Annotated in this window: 17 protein-coding genes and 3 tRNA genes; 17 read left to right on the plus strand and 3 right to left on the minus strand. The window is 55.9% G+C overall.

Annotated elements, in window-relative coordinates; all coding sequences use genetic code 11:
- Nucleotides 1-89 precede the first annotated feature (89 nt).
- On the minus strand, nt 90-1,154 hold the full coding sequence (locus ABD982_RS03975) for a hypothetical protein (protein ID WP_345444918.1): 1,065 nt from the start codon (nt 1,152-1,154) through the stop codon (nt 90-92).
- Nucleotides 1,155-1,272: 118 nt separating this feature from the next.
- Between ABD982_RS03975 and ABD982_RS03980 the strand changes: the two genes are divergently transcribed.
- On the plus strand, nt 1,273-2,196 hold the full coding sequence (locus ABD982_RS03980) for a hypothetical protein (RefSeq protein WP_345444920.1): 924 nt from the start codon (nt 1,273-1,275) through the stop codon (nt 2,194-2,196).
- A 75-nt stretch (nt 2,197-2,271) separates the two neighbouring features.
- Here ABD982_RS03980 and ABD982_RS03985 read toward each other — a convergent pair whose 3' ends face one another.
- Nucleotides 2,272-2,538, minus strand: coding sequence for a hypothetical protein (locus ABD982_RS03985; protein WP_345444922.1), 267 nt, complete (start codon nt 2,536-2,538; stop codon nt 2,272-2,274).
- A 289-nt stretch (nt 2,539-2,827) separates the two neighbouring features.
- Here ABD982_RS03985 and thrC point away from each other — a divergent pair, with 289 nt between their 5' ends.
- The 12 genes from thrC (at nt 2,828) to ABD982_RS04045 (ending at nt 15,849) form a co-directional block, all read left to right on the plus strand.
- On the plus strand, nt 2,828-4,255 hold the full coding sequence (thrC, locus tag ABD982_RS03990; RefSeq protein ID WP_345444924.1) for a threonine synthase: 1,428 nt from the start codon (nt 2,828-2,830) through the stop codon (nt 4,253-4,255).
- 173 nt (nt 4,256-4,428) lie between these two features.
- Nucleotides 4,429-5,484 carry a 3-isopropylmalate dehydrogenase gene (locus ABD982_RS03995; protein WP_345444926.1) on the plus strand — a complete coding sequence of 352 codons (1,056 nt, stop codon included), beginning with the start codon at nt 4,429-4,431 and terminating at the stop codon, nt 5,482-5,484.
- A 114-nt stretch (nt 5,485-5,598) separates the two neighbouring features.
- Nucleotides 5,599-6,696: a branched-chain amino acid aminotransferase gene (locus tag ABD982_RS04000; RefSeq protein WP_345444928.1), complete on the plus strand. Its 1,098-nt coding sequence runs from the start codon at nt 5,599-5,601 to the stop codon at nt 6,694-6,696.
- A 567-nt stretch (nt 6,697-7,263) separates the two neighbouring features.
- Entirely contained in the window at nt 7,264-8,040 is a 777-nt protein-coding gene (locus ABD982_RS04005) for a fumarylacetoacetate hydrolase family protein (RefSeq protein WP_345444930.1), read from the plus strand.
- Nucleotides 8,041-8,109: 69 nt separating this feature from the next.
- Nucleotides 8,110-9,627, plus strand: a complete 1,518-nt coding sequence (gene gltX, locus ABD982_RS04010; RefSeq protein WP_345444932.1) for a glutamate--tRNA ligase — start codon at nt 8,110-8,112, stop codon at nt 9,625-9,627.
- A 302-nt stretch (nt 9,628-9,929) separates the two neighbouring features.
- Nucleotides 9,930-10,628, plus strand: a complete 699-nt coding sequence (locus ABD982_RS04015) for a DUF6318 family protein (RefSeq protein ID WP_345444934.1) — start codon at nt 9,930-9,932, stop codon at nt 10,626-10,628.
- Nucleotides 10,629-10,772: 144 nt separating this feature from the next.
- On the plus strand, nt 10,773-11,618 hold the full coding sequence (locus tag ABD982_RS04020; RefSeq protein WP_345444936.1) for a hypothetical protein: 846 nt from the start codon (nt 10,773-10,775) through the stop codon (nt 11,616-11,618).
- A gap of 207 nt (nt 11,619-11,825) precedes the next feature.
- Nucleotides 11,826-11,897: transfer RNA gene (locus ABD982_RS04025), tRNA-Gln, on the plus strand.
- 24 nt (nt 11,898-11,921) lie between these two features.
- Nucleotides 11,922-11,994: transfer RNA gene (locus tag ABD982_RS04030), tRNA-Glu, on the plus strand.
- Nucleotides 11,995-12,184: 190 nt separating this feature from the next.
- Nucleotides 12,185-12,257, plus strand: a tRNA-Glu gene (locus ABD982_RS04035).
- Nucleotides 12,258-12,383: 126 nt separating this feature from the next.
- Complete coding sequence (locus ABD982_RS04040; RefSeq protein ID WP_345444938.1) at nt 12,384-14,141, plus strand: GTPase; 1,758 nt, start codon at nt 12,384-12,386, stop codon at nt 14,139-14,141.
- Nucleotides 14,134-15,849: a dynamin family protein gene (locus ABD982_RS04045; protein WP_345444940.1), complete on the plus strand. Its 1,716-nt coding sequence runs from the start codon at nt 14,134-14,136 to the stop codon at nt 15,847-15,849. Before ABD982_RS04040 ends, ABD982_RS04045 begins: the two co-directional genes overlap by 8 nt.
- A 136-nt stretch (nt 15,850-15,985) precedes the next feature.
- On the opposite strand, the gene ABD982_RS04050 is transcribed toward ABD982_RS04045, so the two are convergent.
- Nucleotides 15,986-16,702, minus strand: a complete 717-nt coding sequence (locus tag ABD982_RS04050; protein WP_345444942.1) for an IclR family transcriptional regulator — start codon at nt 16,700-16,702, stop codon at nt 15,986-15,988.
- Nucleotides 16,703-16,917: 215 nt separating this feature from the next.
- Here ABD982_RS04050 and leuC point away from each other — a divergent pair, with 215 nt between their 5' ends.
- The 4 genes from leuC to ABD982_RS04070 all read left to right on the plus strand — a co-directional run bounded on the left by leuC (nt 16,918) and on the right by ABD982_RS04070 (nt 21,322).
- A complete protein-coding gene (gene leuC / locus ABD982_RS04055; protein ID WP_345444944.1) occupies nt 16,918-18,339 on the plus strand; it encodes a 3-isopropylmalate dehydratase large subunit in 1,422 nt (473 codons plus the stop codon).
- Nucleotides 18,340-18,400: 61 nt separating this feature from the next.
- Nucleotides 18,401-18,988, plus strand: coding sequence for a 3-isopropylmalate dehydratase small subunit (gene leuD / locus ABD982_RS04060; protein ID WP_251378952.1), 588 nt, complete (start codon nt 18,401-18,403; stop codon nt 18,986-18,988).
- 233 nt (nt 18,989-19,221) lie between these two features.
- Entirely contained in the window at nt 19,222-20,544 is a 1,323-nt protein-coding gene (murA, locus tag ABD982_RS04065; RefSeq protein ID WP_345444946.1) for a UDP-N-acetylglucosamine 1-carboxyvinyltransferase, read from the plus strand.
- Between the two features lies 1 nt (nt 20,545).
- Nucleotides 20,546-21,322: a lysophospholipid acyltransferase family protein gene (locus ABD982_RS04070; protein ID WP_345444948.1), complete on the plus strand. Its 777-nt coding sequence runs from the start codon at nt 20,546-20,548 to the stop codon at nt 21,320-21,322.
- Nucleotides 21,323-21,333: the final 11 nt, after the last annotated feature.

Below are 21,333 nucleotides of genomic sequence, written 5' to 3' on the forward strand. Positions count from 1 at the left end.
GCAATTTTATGGGCTAAGTAGCATTCTCATAGGGAGCCTGCGCTCAGCTTGAGGCAGATTGGCGGCATACGTATCTAACTCATCTACTCTTAGAACCAACCCAAGCCAGTGACCTTGTAGTAGAGCATCTGCGCCAGGGCAATGTAGCCCCACCCATTGAGGTGCAGACCATCTGTTGAGAAGAGAGAGGGCGGGATCTTACCTTCATCGTAGGCTTTTCTATCGGTATCTGAGCTCCACACACCCGAACCTGAGAGGGCGCCGTACCTCAACCAGCTCTCCTGGGTGGTCTCCCGAAGGAAGGTTTCGGGGTTTACGAACAGCTCGCCGTACTTTTCAGCAGCCCATGCGTTATATTCACTGACCTGCTTTGCTCGGTCAGAATCTTTGCTATCACTTCTGCTACGGAAGTGCCCCATCACCAGGGTGCGCTTGGGGGCAAGGGCAAAAGCGTGTTCTGTATCTTTGCGAATCTGCTCGGTTTGATTCATATTATTCCTACCAATTTGAATGATGTGGTAGGAAGAACGCGAAATCATTTCTTGGTAAGAATGGAACCAACTAGCTGGGGTAGTAGCAGGTGCGTAGATTGCTTCACCGTCAACCTGTCTCGTGAAGGTGAACGTATCGTTGGACGCAGGCACCAGGACGCCAGGTACCCCACCTACGTAGCCGGCGGCAAGAGTGCTGCCGCCCCATGCGACGTTAGAATCAGACGCTAGGGTTACTTCAACAGAACCTGAAGCCGGAATGGTGTCCTGCGGGAACACCAACTTGTACATGCTTTCTGGTGTGCCTCTGCGAGCATTAATCTGGGTGGAAGTTTCACCGCCACGTCCAAAATTCAGGACCGGAGCTTCTAAATAGGTATGCAGTAAGGCTTCAATCGTGGCGTTAAAGCCGGCGGGAACACCCTGGTCAGCCTGAGCTCCTTCGAAGGAGGAGCTTCCCCAAAGAGCCAGGGAGGGGCCATTGACCGTGGGGTAGGTGAGTTCGGACGGGAAGATATTGGACGTCGCATCGGAAGCGTGAGCAGGTGAGCTGCTGGAGGTTGTGCTGATGAGGGTTGCTGCACTGGCTGCGCCGGTTAAAGCAGCAAAGCGCATGAGGTTTCTGCGCGAAGTCGAAAGACCTTCTACATTTTCGGGGGTCATCTGTACCTTAGTCATGGTGTTTAGAGTGATAAGAATGTCGTATCAACGCGTCTGTTGTTTTGCGCCTCAGCTATACATAGTAGTTAGACTTGGGGCTGATTATCTAGGAAAGGTCGCCGTGTCATTACTTACTAGTCACTGTATAAAAGGTGTATCCATTCTGAGCCTATTAGCTACGGGGTTGCTCACCGGCTGTTCCACACAGCCAGAAAACTTCAGCGAACTTCCCACCCAGAAACCTAAACCGGAGCACATCTCCCAGCTCTCTTCATGGATTTACCCTCCCGCAGAAGCAGAGGAAGCCCGCCGTGGATTTGTTGAGCGGTGCGTCAAACAGGCAGGTGGCTCCTACAAAGAGGCTGTACTGCACCATGATCTGGAAGACACCGTCTACACCGGCCGCACCACAGAAGAACTTAAGGAAACCGGTTATGGGCCTGAGCCTGCAGATAAGAGCCAGCAGATAGCTGACTTTGACCAAAAAGGGCTTGATGCTTATATCGGTACAGATAAGACTCAGCAGTTCCAGGTGACCTTCATGGACTACACCAGCGGTGATATTTCAGCGGACGGTTGCCTGGCACAAAGCTATGAGTACATCTACGGTAGTGCTGAAAATGGTATTAAGGTTGCACTCTTAGCCCCGCAATTTGGTCAGGCTATTTCAGAAGAGCTGCACGCTGACCAAACCTATATTGATTTGCAAAATGCCTGGAAAACCTGCATGAACGACGCTGGGATTACTTCCCTTGAATCCACCGATCAGGCTGTCTATCAGTCCAGCTTGGTTGATGCTGAAACAGCGGAAAAAATGCTGAAAAGCGATATCAGTTGCCGAGAAGGCAATAATTTTGATGGTGCTGTCACTGAGCTCAAGCACTCATATTACGAGAGCATGTATAAGCGCCTAAAACAGTTCTCAAACGATATCGAAGAGACCCATCAGTTTGCTCTTGAACGGGTTAACGCTGATAAGGCTGAGCCCAAGGACACCTCATCTGTCACTGTGCCCACAACCTCCCCCTCACCTTCAGCATCCTAAAATCTTAGGGAGATCACCGGGTCGGTGGGCTTTGATCTAGTGTCAAGCCCACCGACTCAGTTTTTGCTAGTGGCCTTAGGTGACCTGCCGAAGAGCAACTGCTGGTGGCACCCCAGCACCTTTGTAAGCAGGTAGGGAAGCAGCTAGCCAGGCTAGTGTTAGGCTACCTATCCAGGGTGCAACCAACCCCTGCCAAGCGAAAGCGTAGGTTAGAACCGCACCTTCAGCCACGAAAGCTTGCAGGAGGAGCAAGCCCATGCTGACTTCCTCATTTAAAGAGTTAGCCTCGCCCTTGTCTACGTTAACCCTGGCAGAAATTCCGAAGGTGCTATTAATCTCCACCTCTTTCAAACTGGTGACTTGCACCGTTACTTAACCGTTCATGAGTATCAGCAAGCTCAGTATGAGTGTCCAGGAGCGCCGTGATCAGCTAACCTCTGCAATACCACGGCATTCACCCTGAACCTACGGCGCTCAGCCTCCTTTAACTGAACCAAAACATCATCCACGGCTGTCAGTTTAGAGAGCTAAAGTGCCAGCACCAGAACCGACAGATGATATACCCCGTCAATTCATACCGCAGTATGGGCACCAGACCCACCGAGGCACCAAGATTGGGTAGGGTAGTAGCATGCAGTACATCTCAACGCGCGATACTGGCGCAACCCCCGCGTCTTTCACTGACATCCTTCTGGGCGGGCTAGCCCCCGACGGCGGTCTCTACCTGCCCGTAGAATACCCTCAGCTGACTGACGCCACTCTTACCCACTGGCGCCAGGTGCTGAACACTGAGGGCTACCATGCGCTTGCCGCTGAAGTGCTGCAGCTCTTCGTTGATGACATTCCTGCTGAGGACCTCAAAGCGATTACTGCCCGTGCCTACAGCTACCCCAAGTTTGCCTCTGAAGACATTGTTCCCGTGACGGAACTAGAACCCGGCCTGCTCATCGGTCACCTGTCAGAGGGACCCACTGCTGCCTTTAAAGACATGGCCATGCAGCTGCTGGGTGAGCTCTTTGAATACGAGCTAGCCCGCCGCGGAGAACACCTGACCATTGTGGGCGCGACCTCTGGCGACACCGGCTCCTCAGCCGAATACGCTATGCGTGGCCGCGCAGGCATCAAGGTTTTCATGCTGACCCCTGCCGGTCGCATGACTCCCTTCCAGCAAGCACAGATGTTCGGTCTAGATGATGAGAACATCGTTAACATCGCTCTGGACGGTGTGTTTGACGACTGTCAAGACGTCGTCAAGGCCATCTCAGCCGACGCTGCTTTCAAGTCGGAACACCGTATCGGTGCGGTGAACTCCATCAACTGGGCACGACTCATGGCCCAGGTGGTCTACTACGTCTCAAGCTGGATTCGTGCCACCGAAACCAACGACCAGAAGGTCTCCTTCTGCGTACCCACCGGCAACTTTGGTGATATCTGTGCAGGGCATATCGCCCGCCAAATGGGGTTGCCCATTGACCGGCTGATCGTTGCGACCAACGAGAATGATGTGCTCGATGAATTCTTCCGCACCGGTGACTACCGCGTGCGTTCTTCGTCTGATACCTATGAAACTTCCAGCCCCTCCATGGATATCTCACGAGCCTCAAATTTTGAGCGTTTTGTCTTTGACTTGCTGGGGCGCGATGCTGAGCGCACTGCTGATCTTTTCGGTATCAAGGTGCGCCAGGGTGGGTTCTCACTGAGAGATGATCCGGCATTCGCGGACGCCGCGGATCGTTACGGCTTTGCCTCGGGCAAGTCCATCCACGCCGATCGTGTTGCCACAATTCGCGAGGTCAACGAGAAACTGGGTGTGCTACTTGACCCCCACACCGCTGACGGTGTGAAGGTGGCCCGCTCACTGGCCCCCGAAATTGACACCCCTATCATTTGCCTTGAAACCGCCCTGCCGGTCAAGTTCGCTGAGACCATTGCTGAGGCAACCGGCTCTGAGCCAGAAATTCCGGCACGTTTTGAGGGCATCATGGAGGCCGAGCGTCACGTGCTTGACCTGCCCAACGATGCTGAGGCAGTTAAGGCCCTGATTCGCGAGCGAGCCTAGTCTAAAAAAACAACAAGCGGCCCCTATCTTCTAAGAAAGAGAATAAGGGTCGCTTGTTTTAGCATGGCGTTTAGTGAAATTACTGAAGAAATCGTTGAGACCGGATAAGCCCACTATCTGAAACCAGCGACCAAAATGTGGTAAAGACTAGAGGGCGGGGCTAGCCTGGGAACATGACTGAAAATCGCTCCATCAACCTCGCCGTCATTGCCGGCGACGGCATTGGCCCCGAAGTAGTAGCCCAAGCCGAGCGCGTGCTGAACCACGTCGCTGATCTCGAGAACATCACCCTCACCAGCACCCCCTACAGCTTGGGAGCTGAGCACTGGCTAGCAACCGGTGAAACCCTCACCCAAGAGACCAAAGATCAGCTAGCTACCCACGATGCTATTCTTTTTGGTGCTGTGGGCGCTGATCCCCGCTCGGCAACGGTGCCCAGCGGTCTTATCGAGCGCGAAATCCTGCTCAATCTGCGCTTCTCCTTTGATCACTACATCAACCTGCGCCCATCCAAGCTCTTTCCCGGGGCAGTCTCACCGCTGAGCAACCCCGGCGATATCGATTTCGTGGTGGTGCGAGAAGGCACTGAAGGCCCTTACGCCGGTAATGGAGGCCTGCTGCGGGCTGGCACCCCGGCTGAAATTGCCACCGAGGTTTCACTCAACACTGCCTACGGCATTGAGCGCTTGGTCCGCTATGCTTTTGAACTGGCTACCTGCCGCGAGAAAAAGAAACTGACCCTGATTCATAAGACCAACGTTCTTGTTAACGCCGGTCAGCTCTACTCCCGTATCTTCAACGAAGTCGCCGCAGAGTACCCGCAGGTCACCACCGATTACTTGCACATTGATGCTGCCACCATATTTTTCACCACCGAGCCCTCTCGTTTTGATGTAATTGTCACCGATAACCTCTTTGGTGACATTCTCACTGACCAGGCTGGCGCTATCACCGGTGGTATCGGCTACGCTGCCTGCGGCAATATCAACGCCAGCGGCACCTTCCCCTCAATGTTTGAGCCGGTGCATGGCTCAGCCCCAGATATTGCTGGCCAGGGCATTGCTAACCCGACCGCCACCGTCCTTGCCGCGGCTATGCTGCTGCGCCACCTCGGCTTTGAGGGCGCCGCAGCGCGAGTCGAGCGAGCCGTAGAAGCAGACCTAGCAGCCAACCCCGGTGCCCAGCGGTCTACTGAAGAGGTTGGCTCGGCAATCATCGCTGCGCTCTAAATCTGCATCTGCGCCCCGCTCTTTCAACGGGGCGCAGACTTTTTCACACGTGGGAGGGCTCACCTGCGGTATCCTCTCTTACAGGAGACCCCTACTTTAACTCAAGGATGGAACATGACTGTGGACTTCACCGTTACCCGTAACACCAACCCCACCAGCCCCGAACGTCGGGCGGAGATTTTAGCTGACCCGGGCTTTGGTAAGCACTTTACCGATCACATGGTGCGTATTGACTGGCACGGTGACCACGTGGATAGTGGGGAATGGTCTAATGCGCAGGTGTTGCCCTACGGCCCCCTAAGCCTGGACCCCGCGGCATCGGTCTTCCACTACGGCCAGGAGATTTTTGAGGGCATTAAGGCCTACCGCCAGGCTGACGGTTCTATCACCACCTTCCGCCCCGAAGAGAATGCTGCCCGCCTCAACAAGTCAGCTCAGCGCCTGGTTCTGCCGGAACTGCCCGAAGATCTCTTCACCGAGGCTATCCGCCAGTTGGTCAGCATCGACGCCGACTGGGTACCTAGCGGTGACGGTGAATCCCTCTACTTGCGTCCCTTCATGATTTCAACCGAGGCTTTCTTGGGTATTCGCCCCGCACACGAGGTCAGCTTCTTCGTGATTGCTTCACCCGCCGGTAACTACTTTGGCACTCCCAAGCCCGTTGATATCTGGCTTTCAACCAACTATGCCCGCGCAGGTGTGGGTGGCACCGGTGAGGCTAAGTGCGGCGGCAACTACGCGGCATCCCTGGCAGCTCAGCTAGAAGGTGAAGCTAACGGTTGTAAGCAGGTGATCTTCAAAGACCCCAACCGCGATGACGCCATTGAAGAGCTGGGTGGCATGAACGTCTTCTTCGTCTTTGCTGATGGCAAGATTGTGACCCCTGAGCTGACCGGCACCATCCTGCGCGGTATCACCCGTAAGTCCATCATTAAGCTGGCGCAGGAGCGCGGACACACTGTTGAGGAGCGCAGGTTCACTCTGGAAGAGTGGCGCCAGGGCGTTGCCTCAGGTGAGATTACCGAGATTTTTGCCTGCGGTACCGCCGCTGTGATTACCCCTGTCGGCAAACTCAAGGCCGCTGACTTTGAGATTTCTTCACCTTCCGGTGAGGACGGCGGGGCAGTTACCATGGCTCTTCGTGAAGAGCTGGTCGGGATGCAGACTGGTAAGGTTGAAGACCGCTTCGGCTGGAACGTGAAGCTGGTTTAAACTCACTCCCAAGGGATAGGGATCAGATTTTTCGGTAGGGAGCATGACTGTGCTGGTCCTTAACGAAAAATCTGGTCCCTTTCTTGTTCTTAGTGAGCTTAGAGTAAGAAAGGGTACGCTCGATGCCTATAGCCTGGCGGAAGGAATCATCGTGGCTGACCAGCAGTAGAGTGCCCCGGTATCCCCAACCGCCTCGAAGATGGCGGGGGAGTAGCCATCGCTCTCTAGGTCATTCAGAGTCTCTAGAGTTTCATAACGTCAAACAGCTGGGCGAGCGTGGCTTCGGCTAAGAGCCCAAGGTTTTGGGGCAGGTAGTCATAGTGGCAGTGTCAGGGCTTCAGCAGAAAATAGAGAGCCGCTGAGGAATCCACCGTTCTGACCTTTCGAAGGGGATAAAACTACCACAATCATAAGAAAATTAAGGCTGGGCGGTCATTGCTGAAAAGATAAGTAAGTACAGGGGGTAGAGCCGAAGAAGAAGCTTAAGCCAGCCAAGAGACGCTCCTTACCGGTTCTGTGCCTTCTTTTCCTTTAGCAGCGGCTCTGCCTGTGCGGTAGCCTAGAGTCATGCGCATTGCTCGATTTACTGTTGAAGATAACCTGCATTTTGGCCTCGTTGAAGGCGACGCAGGTGAAGAAACCATCACCGTTCTCTCGGGGGACCCCTTCTACTCGGGTGTCAACCCCACCGACAAAAAATACCGCTTGGACGAAGTGCGCCTACTTGCGCCCATCATTCCCCGCTCCAAGGTCATTGGTGCCGCCCGCAACTGGCACGACCACGCCCAAGAACTCGGCAACCAAACCCCCACCAGTCCCCAGTTCTTCTTCAAGCCCAACACCTCCGTCATCGGTCCCGGCGACCCCATCGCTCTGCCCGAATGGTCCAGCGATGTTTCTTACGAAGGCGAGCTTGCTGTGGTCATCGGCCGCATTGCTAAGTCCGTCCCGCTAGATCGCGTCCCCGAGGTAATTTACGGCTACACCGTTGCTAACGACCTCACCGCCCGCGACGCTCAGAAATCAGACCTGCAGTGGGCGCGCGCTAAGGGCTTTGACGGCTCTTGCCCCCTGGGCCCCTGGATTGAAACCGAGTTACAGACCGATGACCTGACTATCCAGACCTGGGTAGACGGTGAACTCAAGCAGGATGGCACCACCGCAGACATGGTCTTCTCCGTCGCGGAACTGGTGGCAGCAGCCAGCGAATACTTCACCCTGCTACCCGGCGACGTCATTCTCACCGGTACTCCAGCCGGCGTCGGCAAGCTCTCAGCGGGCAACGAAGTCGAAATTGAGGTTGACGGCATCGGTGCCCTGGTTAACACTGTCCGCGCAGAATAAACCGCCCAGCCACTAAAATTGAACTCGAAAAATTTTTACACCACCACAGAAAGGGATGTGGAAACATCCATGAGTGATTACGCTCTGAAACTTACTGATCCGTCTGAAACCCGTGTGCGTTTTTGCCCATCGCCCACCGGCACCCCCCACGTGGGTATGGTGCGCACCGCCCTCTTCAACTGGGCCTATGCTAAGCACACTGGCGGCAAGCTGATTTTCCGTATTGAAGACACCGACGCGGCACGTGACTCAGAGGAATCTTTCAATCAGGTGCTCGAATCCCTGCAGTGGCTGGGCATCAACTGGGACGAGGGTGTCGGAGTGGGGGGCCCCCACGAGCCCTACCGCCAGTCAGAGCGTATGGACATTTACGCGGAGGTTGTGGAGAAGCTCAAGGCAGGCGGCTACGTCTATGAAGATTTCTCAACCCCCGAAGAGGTAGAAGAGCGCCACAAGGCCAAGGGCGAAGACCCCAAGCTGGGCTACGACAACTTTGACCGCAACCTCACCGAAGATCAGAAGGCAGCCTACCGCGCTGAAGGCCGCCAGCCTGTTTTGCGCCTGCGCATGCCTGACACTGACATCACCTTCAACGACCTGGTGCGCGGTGAAATCACCTTCAAGGCGGGCTCCGTTCCAGACTTCGTCGTGGTTCGCGCCAACGGCAAGCCCCTCTACACCCTGGTTAACCCCGTGGATGACGCGCTGATGGGCATCACTCACGTGTTGCGCGGTGAAGACTTGCTGTCCTCAACTCCGCGCCAGGTTGCGCTCTACCGCGCCCTGGTTGAGGTTGGGGTTACCAGCTTCATCCCCGAATTCGGCCACATGCCCTATGTAATGGGCCAGGGCAACAAGAAGCTCTCCAAGCGTGACCCCGAGTCCAGCCTCTACAACCTATTGGACGCCGGCTTCATCAAGGAAGGTCTGCTCAACTACCTGTCCCTGTTGGGCTGGTCGCTGTCTCACGATGAGGACATCTTCACCATGGACACCATGGTGAAGCACTTCGACATCGCAGACGTACTGGCTAACCCCGCCCGCTTTGACCTCAAGAAGGCTGAAGCAATCAATGGCACCCACGTGCGTATGCTCGAAGCTGAGGACTTCCGCAACCGCCTGGTACCCTTCCTCCACAAGGCTGAGCTGGTCTCAGCTGACGATTTTGAGGCTCTGACCGAGCGCGAACAGCAGATTTTGACTGAAGCTGCGCCTCTGGTTCAGGAACGCATGCAGTTACTGGGTGAGACCCCGGGCTTGCTGGGCTTCCTCTTTAAGAAGGAGGAGGACATCGAGATCGCTCCGGACGCCGCTAAGCAGCTTAAGGAGTCAGCACCCGCTGTTCTGGACGCCGCGATTGCCGCTCTTGAGGGCCTAGAAACCTTTACTGCTGAAAGCATTCAAGACGCGTTGCGTGAGGCAATCGTTGAGGGGCTAGAAATCAAGCCCCGCCTGGCCTTCGGGCCGGTGCGCACCGCTATCTCGGGTGAGCGTATTTCACCACCCCTCTTTGAATCCATGGAGATTTTGGGCAAGGATTCCTCACTCGCTCGCCTCAAGAAGCTAGCTGCTTCATTGGCGGACTAGAGCCTGCCCACACTGAGCCTCGCCTCCTGCCACCTGCCCGGTGGTCAGGGAGCGGGGTTCTTTGCGTTTTGGGAGGTTCTGCTGTAGTTACTTCTGGGGACTGCTTTTGGCTTTTCCGTAGGTATTTGCGCGGTGTGCGGGTTGGTCTGAATATCTCATATGACAAGCAAAAATACGTAATAACCGGTCACAAAGGGGATGTTCAGGGCTGGTAGTCGGAGCGGGCTTGCCCTGGCACAAGTCCAGTGGTAGAAAATGAAACAAGCATTGACCTATATCACACTAGCCTTGGAGTAATTCTCGTGCACTTACCTCGCTACCTAACCCAAACCCTTACACTGGCTGCTCTTGGTGCCCTGGTCTTGAGCGGTTGCGGGCAGAAGGCAACTGGTAGCATCCCGGAGCCTGGCGATAGTTCTTCATCGGCTGCTTCTTCTGTTTCGGTATCTGCCGGGGGCGCTGGTGCTTCTGACGGTGCTACTGCTGAGGTGACTGAGCGCTTTTCTGGTGGGTCTAAGGCGCCTGAGGGGGAGTATCGTGCTGCTGATGAGCAGGGCCCTGCTCAGAATGTGCCTAAGCCTGAGGCTCCTGCAGGAATGAACGTCGAAACTACCGAAGGCATGGAAAAGTTCATCACCTATTACCAGGACATGCGCAACTATGCCCTGCAGACCGGGGATGTCCAAGAAGCGAGTTTGTTGGTTGATAAGTCTTTCACCGACGAACATGATTTTTATACAGCTCTTGAAGATTTATATGACAATGATGGTTGGATGATAGCTGGTGGGATAACAATTCACTACAACATGAACTTGCTAACGTCATTGGGGGATGGTGAGTACTCCATCGGGAGTAACTTCGAGGTTAAAGATTCTGTGCTCTGGCTCGATGGCGAAGCAACCTATAACGATAACTCTCAAGTTATCTACGATGGTGTTGACTTGCGAATTAAGTTTGTTGATGGACGATGGAAGGTTCTGAGCGCAAATGTGGTGGAGTAAATGAAACAGCTACTATCACTTGTTCTTTGCATCGGTGCCATTTCGTTGGGTGTCGTTACTCCTGCTTTTTCCCAGTCAAGCGGAGAAGCAGGTTCAGATGATTTTAAAGTTCGCATCAAAAAAGACATCTTAAAAAATGAAGCAATGAGTTCTCGAAAAAGCGAACCAGTGGCGGTTCATGAAGAAGTTCCAGGCGATTCAGCTGCCTCTGCCATGAAACTTATACAGTTCAAAGAACATAAAAATCCTGAGGATAAGCGTGCTCGGTTAGCTGAAGGAGCCTCACTACAAACAGGTTCCTACTGTTTGGCCTCAGATGGAACCTTAGGCACTATGGGTGTTGTCCCCGCTGACTGGGGCGACGGATCGGATACTCCCTACTACAACAACGGTGTTCCTCTGGGATGTATCGCTCTGAACCCCGATGAACTTGAGGGCGCTGGTCTTGAGCTTGTTGAAGTAAACGGTGAGATGGTTGTCCAGCCTATCCGTATCCAGCTGACTGTGGAGGATCTGCAGAGTTTCCCCATTACCCCGGCAGATGCCCATCAAGAGCGAGCTCCCCATACCTTGAAAAATTACAACACCAACTTTTGGGCAGATGCTAGTGTCCAGGAGTTCCAGCGTGAAATAGCTGGTCAGCAGGTTCAGGTGAGAGCTACGCCAGTGAGTTACAGCTTTGTCTATGGTGACGGTGGTCAGCTAGGTCCTGTCTCGTATGCCGGGTATCAACTGGGTGAGGATGTCTGGGATGAGGAGACACCAACCAGCCACAAATATACGGTGCCGGGGGACTACCAGTTCAGTGTGGTGACAGGGTATCGAGGTGAATTTAGCGTTGATGGCGGTCCTTGGGAAGTGATTGATGGAACGGTGGAACGCCCCAGTGAGGGTCAGTTGGTTCGGGTGTGGCGGACGCAGGTGGGTTTGGTGGCTGATGATTGTTCGGCTGCTCAAGGTGCTTGGGGTTGCACTGGCACTGACCGGTAAGCAATCCAGCGAATTAGAGACGATTTACGGCGGATCAGAGCCGGCTCCACGCCTCTAAACTTTGGTATTGCAGAGCCCATTTAGGGCGCAAATTTAGGTGTGACTCAGGTCTACCTATTTCAAGTTGCACACCCCGAGTAAAGCGTATAGAGTTATTACTCGTTGCGGCGATGAGTTTGAAGAACAAAACGCAGCAACAAATAATAATGGGATATGGTGTAATTGGCAACACTACGGTTTCTGGTACCGTCATTCTAGGTTCGAGTCCTGGTATCCCAGCGAACAGCTTGAAAAAGTTGTTACGGCCCCATCGTATAGCGGCCTAGTACTCCGCCCTCTCACGGCGGCAACACCGGTTCGAATCCGGTTGGGGTCACAGGCAAGAAAACCTCCACTCATTTGAGTGGAGGTTTTCTTTATTAAACCCACCATTCACTAAACGTCCCGCTGCCAAGCTTCGGTTTGAGCGTGATGCAAAGCATTGCTCCTAGGTTTGCACCAAAACCCACCTTGCCTATATGCTTATATCTGTTGCTCTTGAGGAGTAACGCTTCAGAAATGAAGACGGCCCCATCGTATAGCGGCCTAGTACTCCGCCCTCTCACGGCGGCAACACCGGTTCGAATCCGGTTGGGGTCACAGGCAAGAAAACCTCCACTCATTTGAGTGGAGGTTTTCTTTTTATCTAGAGCTGCTATGCCACACTAGCGCTGTTTTACCCTATAGTTCACTCTTTATCCAAGCCCTACGTGCAAGAATAGAATCGTGCACAACGAAACTATCACTCACACTTTGCAGGGCGTGCGCGAGGCCCGCGACACGCTTGCCGCAGCGCACTTTCCCCTGGAAACCGGGGGAGCAGGAGCTGCTCGAGATCTGGCCCGCAAAACGGTAACCCAGCTCGATGATTACATCATCCCTAAACTCTCCAGCCTTGACGCCCCATTGACCGTGGTGGTTGGCGGTTCAACCGGTGCCGGTAAATCTACGCTGGTGAACACTCTCATCGGTGAGCCCGTGACTCGGTCCGGCGCCATCCGCCCCACCACCCGCCAGCCAGTTCTGCTACACCGTCCAGAGGACGCGGGAGCATTCACTCCTGAGCGTATATTGCCTAATCTGGTGCGCGTCCCCGTAGAACCAGGTGCGGCTCTTCCCGGCGCTAACCCCCACAACGGCCAGGACGAACTGGTTATGGTACCGGTGCCTGGACTGCCCGCCGGCGTTGCCTTGGTTGATGCCCCGGACTTTGATTCAGTTTCAGATGAGAACCGACGTCTGGCTAAGCAGCTCCTGGCAGCTGCTGACTTATGGCTCTTTGTCACCACGGCTAATCGCTACGCCGATGCTGTGCCCTGGGAGATCCTTCGTGAAGCAGCTAAGCGTGATATCACCATTGCGGTGGTGCTCAACCGTGTGCCTGAAGGCTCTGAAGATGAAATTGAAGCTGACCTGACCCGTATGTTGGCTGAAGCCGGTATTACTGCCGCGCTGATGATGTCCGTTACTGAACAGGATCGTGATGATCAGGGTCTGCTACCTGCCGTCGCGTTGACTCCATTGACCTTTTGGCTGCGTAGCCTAGGTGCGGACGCTGATGCTCGCAGCGCCATTGCACGCCGCACTCTGGAGGGTGCGGTGCGAGGCGTGGCTGGCCAAACACACCAGCTCGCTGACGCCCAGCGGGAACAGGAAGACGCGGAGCGTGCTCTGCGCCAAAACCTGAATGACGCCTACGCCCACGCCTTTGAAAACGTCAAGGAATCCACTAAAGACGGTCAAATGTTGCGCGGTGAGGTGCTCACCCGCTGGCAGGATTTTGTGGGAACCGGTGAGTTCTTTCGCTCGGTGGAAAGCACCGTCGGCAAAATCCGCGACCGAATCTCAGGTTTCCTGCGCGGCACTCCGCCTACCAAAGTTGTTGAGGTAGAGCAGGCTCTAGAGGTTGGCTTGCATTCGGTGATTATGGAAGAGGCCGCTGCAGCGGCCGAAACAGTTCAGCGCCGCTGGCTTGAGGACCGAGCCGGCCGTGCTCTGCTGGCAGGTGAGGATCTGGGAGGCCAGGATAAGAACTTCCCTGAGGAAATCGCTGAAAGCATCCGTGCCTGGCAACAGGATGTCATGGACATCATCTCTCAGGAGGGCGCCGACAAGCGCCAAAAGGCACGTTTCATGTCGCTGGGCGTCAATGTCACAGCTGTGATTCTGATGATTGCTGTCTTCTCCATGACCGGTGGACTAACCGGTATCGAGGTGGGTATCGCTGGTGGCTCAGGTGTGGTCGGTCAGAAGCTTCTCGAAGCAATCTTCGGTGAGGACGCTGTGCGCCGCATGGCTAACCGGGCTCGTGAAACCCTCGAAGCCCGCGTCAAAGAACTGCTGGACCGTCACGCGCAGCGTTTTGAAGACCGCTTGAACAGCCTAGAGATGGGCCCGGACCACCAGGCGCTTGAAGATGTAGCAGTTACCCTCACCTCAGCCGGTGAGACCATGATGGCAGGGGAGCAGAACCAAGATGGCTGAGACCAAGAAAGACCAGAGTCATACCGCTCTAGCCCTGCGCGTTGCCGCTCTTGAAAAAGCGGTAGAGCTGGGCGCCGACCGCCTAGAACCTGAACTTCTGCACCGAGCCACCGATGTACTAGCGCGCACCGGAGCCCGCCGTGAGCTTTCTGCCGAGCACACCGTGATCGGCTTTTTTGGCGCAACGGGTTCTGGTAAATCAACCCTCTTTAACGCCGTGGTCGGCAAAGAAATCGCCAAGAGCGCTGCCCGCCGCCCCACCACATCAGTTGCTCAGGCTGCGGTCTGGGGCAAGGCTGGCGTTGAGCCCCTGCTGGACTGGCTGGGCGTTGAAAACCGCACCTACATGGACGAGGATGCCACCGAAGCCACCGAAGCTCTCAACCGCGCTGACGTCCCGGTCACCGTGGGCATGTGGAATAAAATCCGTAAATCTGTGGGGCACGCAAAAACAGAAGAGGCAACCGGCGGACTAGTACTGCTCGATCTGCCGGACTTTGACTCGGTGGAGGCCTCCAACCGCGTCATCGTTGAAAAAATGGCGCAGTGCGTGGACGTGCTGGTCTGGGTTATGGACCCCCAAAAATATGCCGATGCCGTCATCCACCAGGACTTCATCGCTCCGCTCGCATCCCACGGCGCTGTTACCCTAGCTGTTCTCAACCAGGTGGACCGCCTGGACCCCGCAGAAGTGCCAGCGGTACTTGATTCACTCAAACTTCTGCTGGCACAGGACGGGCTTTCTTCCACTCTGGTTGCTGCCCCCCTGGCAGTCTCAGCCCGCACTGGTGAAGGCGTGCCCCGTCTACGCGAAGTTCTGGGGCAGGTAGCCGTAGCAAAGAATGCCGCACTAGAACGTATCGATGCTGATTTGCGCACGGTGGGTGCTGATCTGGGTCGCCAGGACGGTGGTGGGCATCCTCGCGGAATTACCCTTGAGAATACTGAGCAACTTGAAGCTGGCCTATACGCCGCATCAGGTGCAGATGGCATTGTGAAGGCTGCAGCTAACTCCTATAAGTTGCACGCGGCTGAGAAGACTGGCTGGATTGCAACCCGCTGGTTGCTCAAGGCTCGCAAGGACCCTCTGAAGCGTCTGGGCCTGCACAAGGAGCACGATGGCGCACCGATTTCTAAGTCTTCTCTGCCTCCGCTGGGTGCCTCTCAGAAAGCGGCGATGAGCACCTCTCTTCGTACCTTTGCAGGTGATGTTTCTGAAGGCGTAAATGAACCCTGGAGCCACAGTATCAGGGATTCAGCTCGCACCTATGAAGACCAGCTGCCCAGCGAAATCGAGCGTGCTATTGCCACCGTTCACTATGATGCGGGCAAGAAGCGCTGGTGGTGGCAGGTGCTTAACGTCTTCCAGTGGTTGGGTATCGTTGCGGCGCTCGTGGGTCTGCTCTGGCTCACCGGTCTAGCCCTCGCTACTTACTTCCAGATCGTTCTGCCGGAACCACCTACCGTTGAAGGCTTCCCGCTACCTGTCCCGACCCTGCTAGTGATTACGGGTCTGCTGCTGGGCATCGTGATAGCGATGCTGGGCAGGCTCGTCGCGGCAGCTGGGCACCGCATGTACGCTCGTGGAATCACGCGCCAGCTAAAGAGCAATGTTGCGGACGTTGCTCAACGGGCTGTGGTGGCACCGGTCGAAGATGAACTCAACCGTCTAGCTGACTACCGGGCAGCTCTAGAGCAGGCTCGATAGCATCCGGCTGTCAGCGCCGGCAGATGAAAGCGTGCTGACTCCAGCTCAAAACTAAAGATGACCCTTGATGCGGACTAGAATTTGTCCGGATCAAGGGTCACCTTTTCTGATGCTGAGCTGAAGAGCTGATGGGTAACTAGCTACGCAGTGCCTCAGTGAGAGCGGCGGCAGCTTCACAGACCACTTCGGCATGTAGCCTGCCGGGCTGACGGGTGAGGCGCTCGATGGGACCTGAGATTGAGATAGCTGCAATAACCTTGCCAGCAGGGGAGCGCACGGGAGCTGATACCGAGGCGGTGCCGCGCTCTCGTTCCCCCACCGACTGTGCCCACCCGCGGCGTCGCACCGCAGCTAGCATGGTGGCAGAGAATCGGGCGTTATGTATGCTTTCAACAAGGCGTGCCTGCTCTTCCCAAGCAGTGAGAATCTGAGCTGCAGATCCAGCCTTCATAGAGAGCTGGGTGCCCACGGGGATGGTGTCGCGCAGGCCAATGGGGCGCTCCGCTGAGGCAACACAAACGCGCCAATCGCCCTGGCGGCGGAAAACCTGGGAGGATTCCCCGGTAACATTGCGCAGATTGTTGAGCACAGGCCCGGATGCTGCAATGAGGCGGTCTTCGCCGGCGGCAGATGATAGTTCGCCCAGGCGTGGGCCCAGCATGAACCTGCCCTGAATGTCACGAGCTACCAGACGGTGGTGGGTCAGTGCCACGGCCAGACGGTGGGCGGTGGGGCGGGCGAGGCCGGTTGCTTCAACCAGTTGGGAGAGCGAGGCGGGGCCAGCTTCAAGGCAATCAAGAATGTGGGCGGCTTTGTCGAGGACGCCGACGCCGGAGCTGCGGTTTTCCTGCATGAGGTCAGTCTTTCACCTGGTGGAGACGCACGGGCGGTGCGGTCTCGTATCGCGGTCAGTGTGTGTTTCTGGGTGTGAAACCGTGGGACTAGGATTGTGTCCGTGTATCTATCATGACTTCTCATATTCTGATATGCAAGTTCAGTTATTGGAAAGTTTGAAAAAACACGGTCACACTGGTGTATGACAGTACTTATTTTGTTGATGGAGGACTCATGGATGGTGTAACGGGTATTAAGCCCCGCACCCTGGCGGAGAAGGTATGGGACGCGCACACCGTAGTGCCCGGCAAGGGCGGCAAGCCCGATCTTCTCTACATCGATTTACACCTGGTGCACGAAGTTACCTCACCGCAGGCTTTTGAGGGCCTCCGCCTTGAAGGACGCCCTCTGCGTCGTCTTGACCTCACCATCGCAACTGAGGATCACAACACCCCCACCGAGAACATCTTCTCAACGATTGCCGATATCACCTCACGCACCCAGATTGAAACCCTGCGCAAGAACGCTGAAGAGTTTGGGGTGCGCATTCACTCACTAGGTGATGCTGAGCAGGGTATCGTGCACGTGGTTGGCCCCCAGCTGGGCCTCACCATGCCCGGTATGACCGTGGTCTGCGGTGACTCCCATACCTCGACCCACGGCGCCTTTGGGGCGCTCGCCTTTGGCATCGGCACCTCAGAGGTCGAACACGTCATGGCTACTCAGACCCTGCCTCTGGCGCCCTTTAAAACCATGGCGATTAACGTTGAGGGAACGCTGAAGTCCGGAGTTACTGCCAAGGACATCATCCTGGCAGTCATCGCCGAAATTGGCACCGGCGGCGGCCAGGGCTACGTGCTGGAATACCGTGGTTCTGCTATCCGGGGTCTCTCTATGGAGGGGCGCATGACCATCTGCAACATGTCCATTGAGGCAGGTGCCCGTGCCGGCATGGTGGCCCCCGATGAAACGACCTTTGAATACGTCAAGGGCCGCCCCCACGCACCTACCGGTGAGGACTGGGACGCCGCGGTGGACTACTGGAAGACCCTTCCTACCGATGAGGGTGCGACCTTTGACCGTGAAGTCTTCATCAACGCTGATGAACTTGAGCCCTTTGTTACTTGGGGAACCAACCCCGGTCAGGGCATCCCACTCTCCCAGTCTGTTCCCTTCCCCGAGGACTTCGGCGATGAGAACGAACAGAAGGCTGCTAGCCGTGCCCTGGACTACATGGGCCTAACCGCTGGTACACCGATGAAGGAGATTCCCGTTGACGTGGTCTTCTTGGGATCCTGCACCAACTCCCGCATCGAAGATTTGCGGGCAGCTGCAGACATCGTCAAGGGGCACAAGGTGGCAGACGGGGTGCGCATGATGGTGGTGCCCGGCTCCCAGAAGGTACGTGCACAGGCTGAAAAAGAAGGTCTGGATCAAATCTTCAAGGACTTCGGCGCCGACTGGCGTTTTGCAGGCTGCTCTATGTGCCTGGGTATGAACCCTGATCAGCTGGCACCGGGGGAGCGTTGCGCCTCGACCTCTAACCGTAACTTTGAAGGGCGCCAGGGTAAGGGTGGCCGCACGCATCTGGTGTCACCTCTGGTAGCGGCAGCTACCGCCATCCGCGGTACCTTGGCATCGCCTGCTGACCTCTAAACTCCTCTGAACCCTGACCTGTCCCCGGACGTACCCCGGGGCGCACCAGAAAGATTGAACTATGGAACCGATTAAGAAGCACACCGGCATTGGCGTGCCGCTGCGATCATCCAACGTTGATACCGACCAAATTATCCCTGCCGTTTACCTTAAGCGCGTCACTAAGACCGGCTTTGATGACGCCCTTTTTGCAGGCTGGCGTAAGGATGAGAACTTTATTCTCAACCAGGAGCCCTACAAGCACGGCAGCGTGCTGGTAGCTGGCCCTGACTTTGGCACCGGGTCCTCCCGCGAACACGCGGTCTGGGCACTGAGAGATTACGGTTTCCGCGTGGTGATTTCAGCGCGCTTTGCCGATATTTTCCGTGGCAACTCAGGTAAACAGGGGCTAGTAGCGGCCCAGGTGACGCAGGATGACGTGGAATTGATATGGAAGCAACTTGAGGCAGAACCGGGCACCGAGGTCACCGTGGACCTCGAATCCAAGACTGTGACCGTGGGCGCCCTCACCGTACCCTTTGAAATTGATGACTATGTGCGCTGGCGTCTCATGGAAGGCCTTGACGATATCGGGCTGACCCTTCAGCATGAAGAAGCGATCACTGAATTCGAAGCTTCCCGCCCCGCCTGGTTGCCCCGCACCCAGTAGCTAAACCACTTCTACGAAAAGTTCGCAAGGACGCCGGTGACTTATCTCCGGCGTCCTTTGGCTTTTGGCTGAGAGGTAACCGCGACACCTGCCAACGCCTGGACTAAAGGTGCTAAGGGTTGAATTGGGGGCTGTAGGAGTGCCTATTGCCGGTAATACATCTCAGCTGCACATGAGAACATCACTTAAAGGGTAAACTTACCGGGTAAGAAACTTTTTAAGATTGGACACACATGGTCAGCGCACTGCGTATTGAAGGTGGCACCCCTCTTAAGGGCGAGATTAACGTCCGCGGTGCTAAGAACTTGGTTCCCAAGGCTATGGTTGCTGCTTTGCTTGGCTCGACCCCCTCAGTGCTCCGCAACGTCCCTCAGATTAAGGACGTTCAGGTTGTCACTGACCTTGTTGAACTGCACGGTGTATCCGTGGATTACAACATGGAAGCCGGCGAGCTGCGCATGGACCCCAGCAAGGTGTCTGTAGCTAACCACACCGACATTGAAGTTCACGCCGGTGACTCCCGTATTCCCATCCTCCTGTGCGGCCCGCTCCTGCACACCATTGGTGAAGCATTCATCCCCGATTTGGGCGGCTGTAAAATTGGCGACCGCCCCATCAACTACCACCTGCGCGTTCTAGAGCAGTTCGGCGCCAAAGTGGAGAAACTGCCCACCGGCATCAGCATGCGTGCCCCCGCAGGCGGGCTTCAGGGCGCAACTATTGAGCTAGAATACCCCTCGGTGGGTGCCACCGAGCAGGTTTTGTTGGCAGCTACCCGCGCCAAGGGCAAAACAGAGCTTAAGGGTGCTGCCATAGAGCCCGAAATTATGGATCTCATCTCTATCTTGCAGAAGATGGGCGCCATCATCACCGTTGAAACCGACCGTCAAATCATCATTGAGGGTGTGGACGAGCTTACCGGCTACAACCACTTTGCTATGCCTGACCGTAACGAGTCAGCATCCTGGGCCTCGGCTGCGCTTGCAACCCAGGGCGACATCTTCGTCCGCGGTGCCAACCAAAAGGATCTCGCGACCTTCATTAACGTCTACCGCAAGCTCGGAGGCGGCCTGGATATTCAGGACGAGGGCATTCGCTTCTTCCACAAGGGTGGGGACCTCAACCCCCTCTTCGTAGAAACCAACGTGCACCCCGGTTTCATGACCGACTGGCAGCAGCCCCTGGTGGTTGCCATGACTCAGGCAAAGGGAGTGTCGGTGCTCCACGAGACGGTCTACGAGAACCGTTTCGGCTTTACCGACGCCCTAGTGCGCATGGGCGCCTCAGTGCAGCTGCACCGCGACTGCCTTGGCCCCGCAACCTGCCGTTTTGGCCACAAGAACTTCTTGCACTCAGCGATTATCACCGGTAAGACCCCTCTGCGCGGCGCTGATATCAACGTGCCTGATCTGCGCGGTGGTTTCTCCCATGTGATTGCGGCACTCACCGCTGAGGGCACCTCCAATGTCACCGGCGTTTCGGTTATTTCCCGCGGCTATGAGCACTTTGCAGATAAGCTCACTGCTCTGGGCGCAAAATTTGAGGTCTCCGCTTAAGATGGCTGCCAAGAGTTCCTCCCTGGGTGATATCAGCCCCACTGCCAAGGGTGATGCGGTATATCGGTTGGCAGGTAACCTGCTCAGACCGCTCTATCATCTACCCATGAAGATTGATATCACCGGTATCGAGAAACTGCCGCAAGAGGGCGGCTACATTGTAATCTCCAACCACCTAACCGTGGTCGACCCGATTACTGCAGCCTACCCCCTCTTCATCAGGGGCGTTTTACCCCGGTTTCTTGCTAAAGAGGGGCTCTTTCGAGTGCCAGTTCTGGGGTGGCTCATGCGCCAGTGCGCTCACATCCCCGTCAGCCGTGGTTCCGCGCAGGCCGGTAAGTCCCTGGACGTTGCGCGCAACGTCCTGGACGCCGGGGGAGCGGTACTCATCTTCCCCGAGGGCACCCTCACCAAGGATCCAGAACAGTGGCCCATGACCGGTAAAACCGGTGCAGCACGCCTTGCTTTAGCAACCGGTGCCCCCGTCATTCCCATCGCCCACTGGGGTGACCATGAATTCTGGCCCCGTGGTGGAAAGCCTCGCTTTGGGTTCCCCCGTAAGAAGGTGCAGATTGTAGTGGGCGACCCCATTGATTTCAGCGATCTTCTCACAGGTACCGAGCCGGGAGCTAAGCAGAACCGCCAACAACTAGCGGACGCTACGACCAGAATGCTGGATTGTGTCACTGACTTGCTTGAAACCATCCGCGGTGAAAAGGCGCCAGCCGGGCGCTGGAACGCTGTGCTAGGTGTGCGCCAAGCACCCGAGAATAACTAGAACCCCGGAGT

Source organism: Rothia endophytica, from assembly GCF_039543885.1.
Taxonomy (GTDB): Bacteria; Actinomycetota; Actinomycetes; order Actinomycetales; family Micrococcaceae; genus Rothia; species Rothia endophytica.

Excerpts from the sequence above, each read along its gene's own strand:
- ABD982_RS04050 (WP_345444942.1), bottom strand. The coding sequence starts at position 16,702 with ATGCAGGAAAACCGCAGCTCCGGCGTCGGCGTCCTCGACAAAGCCGCC.
- ABD982_RS04045 (WP_345444940.1), top strand. The coding sequence starts at position 14,134 with ATGGCTGAGACCAAGAAAGACCAGAGTCATACCGCTCTAGCCCTGCGC.
- ABD982_RS04000 (WP_345444928.1), top strand. The coding sequence starts at position 5,599 with ATGACTGTGGACTTCACCGTTACCCGTAACACCAACCCCACCAGCCCC.
- thrC (WP_345444924.1), top strand. The coding sequence starts at position 2,828 with ATGCAGTACATCTCAACGCGCGATACTGGCGCAACCCCCGCGTCTTTC.
- ABD982_RS04020 (WP_345444936.1), top strand. The coding sequence starts at position 10,773 with ATGAGTTCTCGAAAAAGCGAACCAGTGGCGGTTCATGAAGAAGTTCCA.
- leuC (WP_345444944.1), top strand. The coding sequence starts at position 16,918 with ATGGATGGTGTAACGGGTATTAAGCCCCGCACCCTGGCGGAGAAGGTA.
- ABD982_RS04070 (WP_345444948.1), top strand. The coding sequence starts at position 20,546 with ATGGCTGCCAAGAGTTCCTCCCTGGGTGATATCAGCCCCACTGCCAAG.
- ABD982_RS03975 (WP_345444918.1), bottom strand. The coding sequence starts at position 1,154 with ATGACCCCCGAAAATGTAGAAGGTCTTTCGACTTCGCGCAGAAACCTC.
- murA (WP_345444946.1), top strand. The coding sequence starts at position 19,222 with ATGGTCAGCGCACTGCGTATTGAAGGTGGCACCCCTCTTAAGGGCGAG.
- leuD (WP_251378952.1), top strand. The coding sequence starts at position 18,401 with ATGGAACCGATTAAGAAGCACACCGGCATTGGCGTGCCGCTGCGATCA.
- ABD982_RS04005 (WP_345444930.1), top strand. The coding sequence starts at position 7,264 with ATGCGCATTGCTCGATTTACTGTTGAAGATAACCTGCATTTTGGCCTC.
- gltX (WP_345444932.1), top strand. The coding sequence starts at position 8,110 with ATGAGTGATTACGCTCTGAAACTTACTGATCCGTCTGAAACCCGTGTG.
- ABD982_RS03995 (WP_345444926.1), top strand. The coding sequence starts at position 4,429 with ATGACTGAAAATCGCTCCATCAACCTCGCCGTCATTGCCGGCGACGGC.